Genomic DNA, 1059 nt, shown 5'->3' with positions numbered 1-1059 from the left:
ATATTATATATTATTGCCATTACTTTATCAGATAAATTCTTTAACTCTTCATATGTTATAAATGAATCACCACGTTCTAAAGCAATTCTTGATGAATTTTGTTCAAATGACTTATTAACTAACTCTGAAATACTCGCAATCTGAGATTCATGAAGATTATTCTTGGGTTGTGGCAATTGAACTTGTGTTGTTAAATTTATATCATTAATATTAGCAAACAAATTAGCTTCAATATTATTTATTATTGTTTTTAACATGTTTTCTATTGCTAAAATAGTACTTCTTCTATAAATAGTTTCATTGTATTCAATTACAATTTGTAAATCATTTTTATTTTTTTTGTATAGAACAGTGATATCATTTTGACTAAAATCATTGAAGACCATTAACTCCTCTAAGTTATCATGTTCAAGAGAGTTATTTTCATATGTCATCATTATTGGACAAATTGAATCCGTAAACGAGTCATCAATTCTAGTATTTTTCATAATATCATTGAGATCTGGAGTTTGATTTAATAAAAGCTGTTGAAGCATATCGTGAGTAGATTTAACAACTTCAGCAAAAGCATTATTCGAAGGAAACTCAAAAATTGTTGGAACAACTTGAACATAGTAACCTAGTTCATTGGGATTCACTTTGTATAAGTTTCTGTTATTTGAAGGAATACCAATTAATGGAGAATCTTCCATTATTACTTGAAAACAAATGGCCGTAATTGTATAAAGGAATGAAAACTCCGAAACTTTCAAATATCTTGATTTTTTTTCAAGTATATCGGAAAAATTTTCGATTTTTGAATAAACTCGATTACCAAGATGATTATTGATAGGATTTCTATTGAAGTCTGTAGAAAAATTTATACTATAACTTTTGTTTAAATAGTTTTTCCAAAATTCATTTTCTTTCTTGAATGATTCTTTCTTTAGTGAGGGATATAAAGAAATATTAGTTAAGACTTCTCCATCATAAAAAAGAGACTCAAACAACTTTAATTTTGTAAGTTCATCGATGGCAATATGATGAATTACAAAATTAATAACAATACAATCTTTATAA

At 26.0% G+C, this 1059-nt stretch carries 1 protein-coding gene; it reads right to left on the bottom strand.

Annotated elements, in window-relative coordinates; genetic code table 11:
• On the bottom strand, positions 1-1059 hold a 1059-nt coding region (locus tag H7U04_RS11325; RefSeq protein WP_201059864.1), incomplete at both ends, for a condensation domain-containing protein.

The sequence above is a fragment of the Streptococcus sp. 22.1 genome (genome assembly GCF_016648645.1).
Classification (GTDB): Bacteria; Bacillota; Bacilli; order Lactobacillales; family Streptococcaceae; genus Streptococcus.
The sequence above is the reverse complement of the archived record's forward strand: the minus strand, read 5'-3'. Positions and strand labels throughout refer to the sequence as shown.